This window comes from Frondihabitans sp. PhB161, assembly GCF_003814635.1.
GTDB lineage: Bacteria > Actinomycetota > Actinomycetes > Actinomycetales > Microbacteriaceae > Frondihabitans.
The window spans coordinates 578,862-591,352 of the sequence record NZ_RKQW01000003.1 but is presented as its reverse complement, the minus strand read 5'-3'; the positions used below and the strand labels follow the sequence as shown (position 1 = coordinate 591,352).

At 68.1% G+C, this 12,491-nt stretch carries 9 protein-coding genes; 4 read left to right on the top strand and 5 right to left on the bottom strand.

All coding sequences use genetic code 11. From position 1 onward, the window contains the following. Nucleotides 1–176: 176 nt before the first annotated feature. A complete protein-coding gene (locus EDF39_RS14680; RefSeq protein ID WP_123944190.1) occupies nt 177–3,656 on the bottom strand; it encodes a DNA polymerase III subunit alpha in 3,480 nt (1,159 codons plus the stop codon). Nucleotides 3,657–3,753: 97 nt separating this feature from the next. Between EDF39_RS14680 and EDF39_RS14675 the strand changes: the two genes are divergently transcribed. Further along, the gene (locus EDF39_RS14675; RefSeq protein ID WP_123944188.1) at nt 3,754–4,812 is read left to right on the top strand and encodes an FUSC family protein; all 1,059 of its coding nucleotides are present in this window, start codon (nt 3,754–3,756) and stop codon (nt 4,810–4,812) included. 223 nt (nt 4,813–5,035) lie between these two features. Next, complete coding sequence (locus EDF39_RS14670; protein ID WP_123944186.1) at nt 5,036–6,412, top strand: glucose-6-phosphate dehydrogenase; 1,377 nt, start codon at nt 5,036–5,038, stop codon at nt 6,410–6,412. Nucleotides 6,413–6,517: 105 nt separating this feature from the next. On the opposite strand, the gene EDF39_RS14665 is transcribed toward EDF39_RS14670, so the two are convergent. Further along, nucleotides 6,518–8,365, bottom strand: a complete 1,848-nt coding sequence (locus tag EDF39_RS14665) for a glycoside hydrolase family 15 protein (RefSeq protein WP_123944184.1) — start codon at nt 8,363–8,365, stop codon at nt 6,518–6,520. Between the two features lie 50 nt (nt 8,366–8,415). Then, complete coding sequence (locus EDF39_RS14660; protein WP_123944182.1) at nt 8,416–8,742, bottom strand: DUF6504 family protein; 327 nt, start codon at nt 8,740–8,742, stop codon at nt 8,416–8,418. 288 nt (nt 8,743–9,030) lie between these two features. Here EDF39_RS14660 and EDF39_RS14655 point away from each other — a divergent pair, with 288 nt between their 5' ends. Beyond that, nucleotides 9,031–9,783 (top strand): SDR family oxidoreductase, encoded by a 753-nt coding sequence (locus EDF39_RS14655; protein WP_123944180.1) that lies wholly within the window; start codon nt 9,031–9,033, stop codon nt 9,781–9,783. A 4-nt stretch (nt 9,784–9,787) separates the two neighbouring features. Here the strand turns inward: EDF39_RS14655 and EDF39_RS14650 are convergent, their stop codons facing one another. Continuing rightward, entirely contained in the window at nt 9,788–10,795 is a 1,008-nt protein-coding gene (locus EDF39_RS14650) for an App1 family protein (RefSeq protein ID WP_123944271.1), read from the bottom strand. A 189-nt stretch (nt 10,796–10,984) separates the two neighbouring features. Next, nucleotides 10,985–11,701 (bottom strand): SOS response-associated peptidase, encoded by a 717-nt coding sequence (locus EDF39_RS14645; protein WP_123944178.1) that lies wholly within the window; start codon nt 11,699–11,701, stop codon nt 10,985–10,987. A 127-nt stretch (nt 11,702–11,828) separates the two neighbouring features. On the opposite strand from EDF39_RS14645, the gene EDF39_RS14640 reads away from it, so the two are divergent. Further along, nucleotides 11,829–12,410 (top strand): TetR/AcrR family transcriptional regulator, encoded by a 582-nt coding sequence (locus tag EDF39_RS14640; RefSeq protein WP_233573141.1) that lies wholly within the window; start codon nt 11,829–11,831, stop codon nt 12,408–12,410. The last annotated feature ends 81 nt before the right edge of the window (nt 12,411–12,491 follow it).

The following is a 12,491-nucleotide window of genomic DNA, read 5'->3' as shown; positions in this document are numbered from 1 at the left end:
GCCCCCCCCCCCGCCCGGGCGGGGGGGGGGGGGGGGGGGGTGGGGGGGGGGGGGGGCCCCCGGGGGGGGGGGGGGGTTGTGGGGGGGGGGGGGGGGGCCCCCCCCCCCCCCCCGACTCCTGGAAACACCCGCCGACCCGGCCGGGCGCGATCATGGGCCGACCCGGCCGGGCGCGATCACGGGCTGACCAGGCCGGCGTCGAGACCGTCGCTGACCGAGGCGTCGACCCCCTCGCCGAGCGAACCGCCCGCAACCCGCCCTGCCTGCCAGTCTCGCCAGAGCGTTTTTAGATCCCACGCGTTGTCGGCCTCGAGCGAGATGCCGCGTTCGCCCGTGCGCCTCGTGCGGCCCTGGATCAGCAGCAGCTTCGTGCCGAACAGGAGGGAGCCGGCGCGATTCTGCGCCTCTTCGAAGAAGGTCGAGTCGGAGCACCCCGACCCGTCGTCGAGGCTGATGAAGACGACGCGCTTGCCGCTGCGCATCGGCGGCGTCTGCGTGGCGATGCGGATTCCGGCGACGAGCACGGTCGTGCCGTTCCAGTTGTTCCGCAGGTCGGCGGCTCGGATCACTCCGAGGTCGTCGAGCATCGGCCGGTAGCTCTCGATGACGTGCTCGCCGACCTCGAGCGAGAGGATGTCGAGCTCGCGGCTGACCCGCTCACGGACAGAGACGTCGGGGGTGCCGATCGGCACCGACGACGATTCGTCGACGTCGAAGTCGAGCTGGTTGAGGGCGTCGGTGGCCTTCGGGCGGGAGGCTCTGCTGGTCAGCTGCCGAATTCTCGCCAGGACGTCACCCCGCGTGCGCCCCTCACCGCCGAGGGAATCGAGGGCGCCCACCTGGCCGAGCCGCTCGAAGAGCCGTCTCGACGGGGTCGCCCTCTGGTAGAAGTCGGCGATCGAGGTGAAGGGGCGGTTCTCGAGGATCCGGGTCACCTCGGCCTCCGTGATGCCCTGCACGTCGACCAGAGAGAGACGAATGCCGAGCTCGCCGGGGTACGAGCGGGCGACAGGAGTGCGCGGGGGCTTCACCCGCTCGACGTGGAAGACGTCGCTCGACGCATTGACGTCGAGCGGCAGGACGGGGATGCCCATGCGTTTCGCCTCGGTCAGCAGCAGGCGCTTGGGGTACATGCCGGGATCGTGGGTGAGGATGCCGGCGAGGAACTCGGCCGGGTAGTGGGTCTTGAGCCAGGCGCTCTGATAAGTGGGCAGGGCGAAGGCGGCGCCGTGCGCCTTGCAGAAGCCGAATGACCCGAAGCCCTTGAGCACACCCCAGATGCGATCGATCTCTTTCTCGGTGAACTTCGAGCGGCCCTGCGCGTCGCGGTTGTCTCGCGTCTTTTGCCGGAACTCGTCTTCGAGGTCGTCGCGCTTCGTCATGGCGCGTCGCATCTCGTCGGCCTCGGCGAGCGAGATGCCCATGGTGGCGTTCAAAATGCGAAGCACGTGCTCGTGGTAGATCACCACCCCGTAGCTGTCTTGGAGGAACTCGGCGAACGAGGGGTGCAGATAGTCGGGCTGCTGAAAACCGTGCTTGGTGTCGAGGTAGGGCGCGACCATGTTGCCCTTCATCGGGCCGGGCCGGAACAGCGAGATGTCGGCGATGAGGTCTTCGTACTGGTCGGGCTGCATCTTGCCGATCAGCTCGCGCTGCCCGGGACTCTCGATCTGGAACATGCCGAGGGTGTGGGTGGTGCGGATCGCCTCGTAGGTGGGCTCGTCGTCATGGGGGATCGCGTCGAGTTCGATGCGGCCCTGCCGGTTGACGTAGGGCACATCGAGGGGGAGTGCACCGGCGAGGGCCGTGCGCGGGCCGTTGATGCGCTCGATCTCGTCGAGCGCGAAGGCCATCGACGACTGCATGCGCACGCCGAGCACGTCGAGTTTGAGCAGGCCCGCGTCGTTCATGTCGTGCTTGTCGAACTGGCTCATCGGAAGCCCCATGCCGCTCGGCTGCACTGGGGTCATGCTGAGCAGGTCGGAGTCGCCGAGGATCACGCCGCACGGATGCATCGAGATGTGCCGGGGGAGTCGGTCGAGTCGCTCGGTCAGGTCGACGAGCAGCTCGATCTGGTCGTTTTCGCGAGCGAGATCGGCGATCTCGCGCAACTCGGGCTTCTCGGCGAGGGCGGTGCGGAAGTCGCGGGCGTTCGATCGCCAGACGTTCTTCGCCACCAGGTCGATCTGCTCGTCGTCGAGGCCGAGAGCGAGCCCTGCGTCGCGGACGGCCCCACGCCCGCGGTAGGTCGACTGCATCGACATCAGGGTGACCCGGTTGCTGCCGTAGCGGTCGAAGATGGCCCGGTAGATCTCGTGTCGCCGGGCCGACTCGACGTCGATGTCGATGTCGGGGAGCGTCTCGCGCTTGTTGCCGAGGAACCGCTCGAACAGGAGGTCGTGCTCGAGTGGATCGACGTTGGAGATGCGCAGCAGGTAGGTGACGAGGCTGCCCGCGCCCGACCCTCGGGCGGCGTTCCGCACCCGCATATCGCGCATCAGCTGCGAGACGTCGGCCACCGTGAGGAAGTAGCTCGCGAACCCGAACCCGGTGATGGTCTTCAGCTCGTCGCGCATGCGTCGCTCGAGCTTCTCGCGCTTCGCCATCGACACGTCGCCGAACCGCTCGGTGATGCCCGCCTCGGAGCGACGCCAGAGCACCTGGTCGGGGTCGCCCTCGACACCGATCGCACTCAGCTCGGGAACCTTCGGGCGGCGCCAGCCGAGATCGGCGTCGGGGTCGAGGCGGCAGCGATCGGCGAGCTCTTCGGTTGCGGCCAGCATCTCTTCGGCACTGCGCCGATCGAGTGACGAGACGCTCGCGATCTGCTGTGCCAACTCACGCATCGCCCCGGGGCCTTTGAGCCAGGCCTGGGCGTTGGGCTGCGGTTCGAACGACCCGAGGGCGGCAAGATGCCCCGCGGCGTCGAGCACGTCGGCGGTGACGGCGCCATCGGGTTCGAGGTAGCGAACCGCGTTGCTGAGGATCGCCGGAACACGGGCGGCGTCGGCCAGTTCGAGCATGCGGGCCGCGTGCCGCAGAGAACGGCTCTCGCCGGGTTCGGTCAGGTGGCAGACGACCTCGACGACGACACCGCCCGGCAACAGGGTCTTCCAGTCGTCGAGCAGTGCCATCGCCTTCGCGTGATCACCGCGAGACACCGCCCGGCCGACATCGGAGTCGGGACCGAGCAGCACGGTGCCGGCCGGACCGTCGTCGCCGAGCAGGAAGGCTCGGAGCCGTGAGCGGGCGATCGTCGCAACGCTGTTCGCGGTGCCGCTCGTCTTGCGTGTGGCTCGACCGTGCGCCGCACTGATGAGCCGGCAGAGGGAGGCCCACCCGGCCCCCGCCGCCACACCGCCGGCGGGGGAGCCATGGGCGAGCACCACGATGCGATCGGTGTCGGCCGCTGACCGGCCGCGTGCCGACCCGCCCTCGGCATCGGACAGGACGCCGAGCTCGACCCCGACGATCGGATCGATGCCCGCGGCCCGGCAGGCGCCGACGTGCCGGATCGCTCCGTAGAGACCGTCGCGGTCGGTGATCGCCGCCGCATCGGCCCCGCTGGCTACGGCTTGCGCGACGAGATCCATCGGCGTCGCCGTGCCGAAATGAGCGCTGAACGAGGAGGCCACGTGCAGGTGCGTGAATGCCATGCGACCCCTCTCGTTCGAACGTGTGTTCGAACAGTGTAGGTGACGCGACCGACACGGATCAACGAGCTCACAGGCCGCCGTATGGCAGTCTGTCGTGATGCCTTCACCGGGAAATCGACGCGCCCTGAGACTGCTGGCGCACCCCCGGATCCTTCTCGCCGTCAAAGCGGCTCTCGCTGCAGCGCTCGCCTGGTGGATCGCGCCGCACGTGCCGGGCACTGCTGCCGACTACCCCTACTACGCACCGCTCGGGGCCGTCGTGAGCATGTATCCGACGGTGAAGGCATCGCTGACGCAGGGCATCCAGACACTCGCCGGGCTAGTGCTCGGTATCGGCCTCGCGGCGGTCGTCGTGGCCCTCGGCAACCCGACGGTGCTGACTGTCGCCCTGGTGATCGGCGTCGGCGTGCTGCTCGGCGGGCTGCCGCTGCTCGGGGCCGGTCGCGACTGGGTGCCGATGGCCGGGCTGTTCGTGCTGCTCATCGGCGGCTCCGACAGCGAGGACTACTCGTGGGGCTATGCGGTGCAGATGCTCGTCGGCATCGTCGTGGGCGTGGTGATCAACTTCACGGTCGTGCCCCCGCTCTACTCGGGTGACGCCCGTGATCGACTGCAGCGCCTCCACTCCGAGCTGGCCGACCGGGCCGACGATCTCGCCGGAGTGTTCCGCGCCGACTGGCCGCTCGACGGCGACGAGTTCGAGAGCCGCATCGAATCCTTGCCCGTGACACTCGCCCGTGTGCGCGCGGCCGTCGACTACGGAGACGAATCGCAACGGTGGAACCCCCGCCGCCGGCGCCGAATCGACCTCAGCGACGACCGCGACCGGCTCCGCATCGCGGAGCGGATCGCCTTCCACCTGCGCGACGCCGCCGAAGTGACCGGCGAGCTGGCACGACGCGGCGCCGATCCCGACCGGCGGGTCGAAAGCCCAGGATCCGCGGTCACCGACCCCCTCGCCACGTTGTACGCCGCGCTCGCCGACGCCATCCGGGCCCACGACGATCGCACCCGGCCGATCTCTCGGGCCGAGGCCGCCCTCGACGACGCCTGGTCCGCTCTCGACGCCGGCACGAACCCCTCGCCGCGCCGGGTGGCGGAAGAAGCGTCGGTCGCGCTGTCGGCGTCGCGGATCCTCGTCGCCCTGGCACGCTGACCGGGTGACACGCACCACTTGACCGATGCCGACACGATCAGGCGCGGAGCAGTACGGTTGACGCTGGCATCGTGGCCTCTCGCGCCCGTGACCGCACCCGACCTCCGCCGGGAATTCTCGCCTGACGAGCGCGTTGAGACACATGGCCCGTTTCTACGGGCTTCACTTCGGAAAGGACGTCCATGAATTCCCGCACCGCGACTCGCCCCGAGCAGACCGTCTGATGACGGAGACGAGCACACTCATCATCCTCGGCGCTTCCGGTGACCTCACCGAGCGCCTCCTCCTCCCCGGTCTCGCGAGCCTGCTCAAGAGCGACCGCGGCGTCGACGTCAAGCTGATCGGGACGGGCCGCTCCGAGCGCTCGACCGACGAGTGGGACGACGTCGTCAAGACGGCCTTCAACGGCGACGCCGGCAGCGACCTCGCCAAGCGGACCCTCGCCTCGAGCGAGTACATCCAGGGCGACCCGACCGACCCCGAGCACCTCAAGAAGCTGTTCGCGGCCTCCGAGGGCGCGCCGGTCATGTACTTCGCGCTTCCGCCCGCCATCTCGACCAAGGTCATCAAGGCCCTGGAAGAGATCGATGTTCCCGACGGACTCCGCCTGGCACTCGAGAAGCCCTTCGGCAGCGACGAGCAGGGCGCCCGCGACCTGAACGAGGAGCTCCTCAAGGTCATCCCCGAAGAGCGCATCCACCGCACCGACCACTTCCTCGGTCGCTCGACGGTGCTCGACATCATCGGCCTCCGCTTCGCGAACCGCCTCTTCGAGCCGGTCTGGAACGGCGACAACATCGAGAAGGTCGAGATCTTCTACGACGAGGTCCTCGGCCTCGAGGGTCGCGCGCAGTACTACGACAAGGCCGGCGCCCTGATCGACATGATCCAGAGCCACCTGCTGCAGGTGCTCGCGATCATCGCCATGGACGCCCCGTCGTCGATCGACTCGATCGAGCTCCGCAGCGAGATCGCCCGCGTCCTCCGCGCCACCTGGGTGAAAGACGGCGATCCCGTCGCCTCCAGCCGCCGTGGCCAGTACTCCGCCGGCACCATCGACGGCAAAGACGTTCCCGCCTACTCCGACGAAGACGGAGTCGACAACGAGCGCCAGACCGAGACCCTCGCCGAGGTCGAGTTCGAGATCAAGACGCGTCGCTGGGCCGGCGTGCCGTTCATCCTGCGCTCCGGCAAGGGCATGACCAAGGTGCGCAAGGAGGTGCTGATCACGTTCAAGCCCGTGCCGGTGCTTCCCGCAGGCCTCAAGGGCGCCTCCAGCCCCGACACGCTGCGCATCGAGATCAGCCCCGAGACCCTCGAGCTCGGCGTCACCACCAACGGCCAGGGCAACCCGTTCTCGCTCGAGAAGTCGGTCTTCAAGACCGACCTCGGTAAGCCCGAGCTGACCCCCTACGGCGAGGTGCTCTCGGGCATCTTCCACGACGACCCGACGCTGTCGATCCGCGGCGACGTGGCCGAGCGCTGCTGGGCGATCGTGCAGCCGGTCATCGACGCGTGGCAGGCCGACGACGTGCCGCTCGAGAAGTACCCCGCGGGTTCGTCCGGGCCGGAAGGCTGGACCACCTCGAAAGAGGCGTGACCCTCGCGCGTCTGATGTGACGCGAATCGGCCAAAGCGACGTGGCGTGCCACGGTGCTTTGGCCGATTCGTGTTTGCAAGCGCGTGCGTGTGCGGACGCCTTCTGTCAGGCCTGACTCGCGAGCCGTCGGGCGTCGCCTCCGCGCGAGTGCTCGATCGCGGCGTCGATGGCGTCGGCCGCGCGCACGAGGGCCAGGTGCGATAGCGCCTGTGGCGTGTTGCCGACGTGGCGCCCCGTGGCCACCTCGATCTCTTCGGAGAGCATTCCGACGTCGTTGGCGAAGCCGACGAGGCGATCCATCAGCCGGGTCGCATCGTCGATGCGGCCGCTGCGACCGTACTGCTCTGCAAGCCAGAACGAGCACGCGAGGAACGGGTTTTCGGTGCCGGCCAGCCCATCGACACCCGACTCGGTGCGGTATCGGAGAAGCAGGCCGTCGTGCAGGAGGTCTTCTTCGATGGCCTTCACCGTGCCGAGCATGCGCGGGTCGTGGGCGTCGACATAACCGACCTGCGCGAGCTGCAGCAATGACGCATCGACCTCTTTCGAGCCGTAGTGCTGCACGTAGCAGTTGCGCTCGGCGTCGTAGCCGTGCTCCTCGATCTCGTCGCGCACCTTCTCGCGGAGTTCGAGCCACCGGTCGACGGGGCCCTCGAGGTGGAACTGCTGCACGCCGCGGATCGCCCGATCGAGTGCCGCCCAGATCATCACCCGCGAGTGCGTGAAGTGCTGCGCCTCGCCGCGGATCTCCCAGATGCCGTTGTCGGGCCGCGACCAGTTGTCTTCGACGTACGACATGAGGGCCCGCTGCAGCGACCACGAATCAGCCCCCTCTTCGACACCGAGCTCGCGGGCGTCGTGAAGAGCGACCATCACCTCACCGAAGACGTCGCCCTGATATTGCGTGAAGGCGCCGTTGCCGATGCGTACCGGCGCAGCCCCCTGGTAGCCCGGCAGCTCGTCGATGGTCGTCTCGGCCAGATAGCGCTCGCCCGCCAGCCCGTACATGATCTGCACGTCGGCGGGGTCGCCGGCGATAGCGCGCAGAAGCCAGTCGCGCCAGCCGGTGGCCTCGTCGGCGAAGCCGTGCAGGATGAGCGCCTGCAGAGTCATCGACGCATCGCGAAGCCAGACGTAACGGTAATCCCAGTTGCGCTGCCCGCCGAACTGCTCGGGCAGGCTCGTGGTGGCGGCTGCGACGATGCCGTTCGTGTCTTCGTGGGTGAGCGCTCGGAGCAGCAGGAGCGAGCGGTGCACCTCCGAGGAGTAGACGGCGGGGGCGTCGGAGTGGGAAGCCCATTCCTGCCACCACGAGACCGTGTCGAGGATCCGCGCCCCGACGTCGATCGGAGCGGGCGGCTCGCGGTGCGACGGATACCAGGTCAGCGACAGATCGACGGTCTCACCCTCGGAGACGTCGAAGGTGGCCTCGTGGGTGTGGTCGGAGGCGGTGAGCTTGGGGCCGCGGACGACGACGGCGTCGGGCCCGGCGATCGCGATCAGTGCGGTCGTGCCGGGCTCGCCCCGGCCGGCGGCGATGTCGGCGGAGTCGGGGATCTGCCTGATCCAGGGAATAGCGGTCGTGTAGGCGAAACGGATGCGGAGGTCTTCGTGCATCGTCACCGTGCCGCGGATGCCGCGGATTCGCCGGACGACATCGGCGCGCCTGTCGCCGTAGGGCATCAGGTCGGTCACCTCGACCTCGCCGGTCGTGGTGACCCAGCGCGTGGTCAACACGAACGTGCTGTCGACGTACGAGCGGGTGGCTGTGGCGGCCTCATCGCTCGGCGCGACCAGCCAGCGACCGTTATCGTCGTCGCCGAGAAGCGCGGCGAACATCGACGCCGAATCGAACCGGGGGAGGCACAGCCAGTCGATGCTGCCGTTTCGGCCGACCAGGGCGGCGGTGTGACAGTCGCCGATCAGTGCATAGTCTTCGATCGCTAGGGGCATGGGCTCATCAAATCACTCGGGAGCTTCGAATCGGTCGAACCAGGGCGGAGTCAGGCGAACAGCTGCTGATCGACCTCGTCGTCGAAGACACCGAGCAGCAGCCACTCGTGGCTGACCGGATCTCGGGCTAGGTCGAACGTGCCGTCGACCCTCTGCGCGCCATCGGTGAGGGGAAGGGCGTCGACTCGCCAGACCGGCATCTCGATCAGATCGGCGCCAGCCCCGCGGGGCGCTCGTTTCGCCGACGCCCACCATGCCTGCCGGGTGATCCAGTACTCGGGCGAGCTGACCACCCCGTAGACGACGCGGCGCCAGGTGAAGCGGAGGGGTAACCCCTCGTCGGTCGTCTCGACCGGTACTCGCTCGTCAATTTTCATGTGCGCCCCATTCGTCTGATTCGAAGATACGTTCGAATTCTAGAAATCGCCACCGACATTCGCGCCCGTTTCCAGCCCCCACCCGGCCCCCAACCCGGCCCTCTCCGAATTTGAAGGAGATCCGGGTGCGTGACCCCGTCGGATCCTTGTGTTTGCGTTTCGCCCGGAAGGTTTTTCCTTCAAATTCGGAGAGGCAACAGGCCAGCCACCTGAGAAGGAAGCAGAGACCGGGAGTCCGCGGCTGAGCGCTCCCTACCCGAGACCCGCCGACCCGAGCAGAGTGAAGACATGAAGACGACAGGAAACACCATTCTCATCACCGGCGGCACCTCAGGACTCGGCCTGGGGCTCGCCCAGCGATTCGCCGCTGCGGGCAACAAGGTCATCGTGGCCGGGCGCCGCGCCGAGCTGCTGCGCGACATCGAGGCGAGCAACCCGGGGATCACCGGCCTCGAGCTCGACGTCGCCGATCCGACATCGATCGCGGAGGCGTTCACGAAGGTGACCGCGTCGGATCCTGAGCTCAATGTGGTGATCACCATGGCCGGGATCATGCAGCCGGAAGACCTGCACTCGGCCGGATTCCTCGAGACCGCCGAGAAGACGATCACGACCAACCTGCTCGGGACGATCCGCACGATCGCCGCGTTCACCGAGTTCTTGCAGACCAAGCCGGACGCCACGATCATGACCGTCACCTCGGGCCTCGCCTACACGCCGCTCGCCCTGACGCCGACGTACAACGCGACCAAGGCCGCGGTGGCCTCGTTCACCGACATCCTGCGCCTGCAGCTCGCCGACACGTCGGTCGAGGTGCTCGAGCTGGTCCCGCCGGCGGTCGCCACGACCCTGCTCGGTCAGGATCAGGACGACAGCGGGCGCGCCATGCCGGTCGACGAGTTCCTCGACGAGGTCATGTCGATCCTCACCGAGCGACCGGACGAGAAGCAGGTCATGGTCGAGCGCGTGAAGCCGCTGCGCTACTCCGAGGCCAACGGCAACTACGACCAGGTGATGCAGATGCTGGCCGGCAGCCACTAGCCGCTCAGTTCGGCTCGACGAGCCCCTTCTCGACCAGCTGCTCCCAGATGCCGGCGCCGTCGGGCGCATAGATCCAGGGCACGTTGGTGGCGCGCTCGCGCTCCTCGCTCCGGGAGCGGCCACCGGCGAACACGGCCTCGCTCGACGACAGCTGGCGGATCGCCACACCGGCCACGTTGCTCGGATGATCGCGCAGGAACCCGCCGTAGAGATCTTCGTCGTGCTGCCCGTCGTCACCGATGAGCAGCCATTCCATGTCGGGGAACTCCTGTGCCAGACGGGCCAGCGACTGCTGCTTGTGCTGGCGACCCGACCGGAACCAGCGGTCGTGGGTCGGGCCCCAGTCGGTCAAGAGGAGCGGACCGCGCGGGTAGAAGTTGCGGGTGAGGAACCGGTAGAGAGTCGGAGCCACGTTCCAAGCGCCGGTCGAGAGGTAGATGACCGGGCAGCCGTCGTGTGTCGCGCGGAGGCGCTCGTAGAGGACGGCCATGCCGGGCACGGGCCGTCGCGCGTGCTCGTCGAGCACGAAGGTGTTCCAGGCGGCCAGGAGCGGGCGGGGGAGTGCCGTCACCATCACGGTGTCGTCGATGTCGGACACCATGCCGAATCGCACCGACGGGTCGATGACGAAGATCTCCGCCGAGACGTCGAGGGAGCCCTCGGTGCGGAGTGTGATGGTGTTCCACCCCGGCGGCAATCCCACTTCGATTCGAGCGTCGACGACTCCGCCGCGATCGGCGGTCGCGTGATGGGTGACGCCGTCGACCACCACGTCGACGACGACCTCGTCGATCGGAACGCTGGTGAAGCTCCTCCACCCGCGCACGTGCGTGTGCCCGGTGGAGCGTTTCTCGCCGTCTTTCGTCAGGAGCACGCGGCCGAGCACGCGGAACCAACCGTCGCCCCCGTAGCCGACGAACGGGACGATCGTCGGGATCAGGCCGCGTCGCCGGGCATTCCTTTCGCGGAACTCGTGGATCGTGTCTTCCATGCGCGCGGCCCGATGCAGCATCGGCTCGACGCCCTGCGAGACGACGTTCTGAGCCAGCTGGCTCTGGCCGAGGGGGCTCTGCCCGAGGGGGGTTTGCGCGAGGTTCTTGGCGAATCGGCTCGTCGAGTCGGATTTTCGGGCGGGTGGCGACTTTCGGGAGCCCAGCATTCGATCATTCTGGCACGCCGGCCGGTTCGCCCGTCCGCGCGATCAGTCGCCTGCGGCGCTCGCCAGCGGCTCGCCGACCTGCCCGCCCGGCACCTCTCGTACGGTCACCCGGTAGGCGTGCTGCTCGGCTTCGCCCGAGATGCCCTCGAGGAGGTCGGCGTCGCCCTCGGTGTGCGGGTCGAGCCAGTCCTCCATGATCTCGGCGTCGACCAGCACGGGCATCCGCTCGTGGATCTCGGAGAGCGGCCCGACGGCCTCGCGGGTCAAAATCGTGGTGCTCAGGATCCAGCGACCGGCGTCGTCCGCTGCCGCGCCCGGATTGCGCCACCACTCGTAGAGCGCACCGAAGAGCATCAGTTCGTCGTCGGGAAGGCTCACGTACACGGGGAGCTTGGATCCGTCGGCCTGCGGTACCCACTCGTAGTAGCCCGAGGCGGGGATCACGGCGCGCCTCGACACGACCGCGTCGCGGAAGGTGGGCTTCTCGGCCGCCGTCTCGATGCGGGCGTTGAAGGCGCGTGACCCTACCGAAGGGTCGTCGGCCCAGGAGGGGATGAGGCCCCATTTCGCCGAGGCCAGTCGACGGATCGGTGGCCCTCCCGCATCGTCGCCCCGGGGTGCCGCGTCGACGAGAAGACTCACCTGCGCAGTCGGGGCGATATTCCAGGAAGGCTCTGGAAGAGTGTCTCCCGTCACGTCCACGTCGAAGAGCGCCACTAGGTCGCTCGAGGCGCGCGCCATCACGATTCTTCCGCACATGACGTCCAGTCAACCGTAGGTGGACGACATCGAGGCGTCGCAACGCTTGTAAGAAGGAGAACCATTGCTCGTCACCGATGTCAATGAAGCACTGCCCGGGGGATCATCACTGCTCAGGAACGAGCCCGTGCAGGCGAGAAGCTCCGCACGGCTCACCGGGCTCCTCGACGCCGCTGCCGGCATCATCGACGAGATCGGCTTCGAGCGACTGACCACGGCCATGGTCGCCGAGCGGGCCGGAGCCTCCATCGGCACGGTCTACCGCTACTTTCCCGACCGTATCGCCGTTGTCGAGGCGCTGGCGGCGCGCAGCATCGCGCGCCTGCTCGAGCGGCTCGGGGCAGCGATCGGCGAGGCGGATTCGGCCGACTGGCACTCCGCCCTCGACCTCGCCATCACGGCCCAGGTCGAGATGTACCGCAGTGAGCCGGGCTTCCGCGCGATCCGCTTCAGCGAGACCGAGACGGCCGACCGCTCGGGCGATGCCGACGCACGTCGATCGCTTTCCGATCAACTGACGTCTCACCTCGTCGAGATCTTCTCTCTCGAACGCACCGCCGACCTCGAGTTCGCGATCGAGGTCGCAACCGAGATGTCGACGTCGCTCGTCGCCCGCGCGTTCCTGCACGATCCTCAGGGCGACTCGCGTTTCATCGACGAGAGCCGGCTGGTCGTCGCGGCATATCTGGAGCGCCTCCCGTCCGCCTGAGGCGATTTATGACGGCCTCGTAACACTGCCGCCGCAACTGTGGTTCAGTGTGACGACCTGGCGTGTGTCGATTTGTGGTGC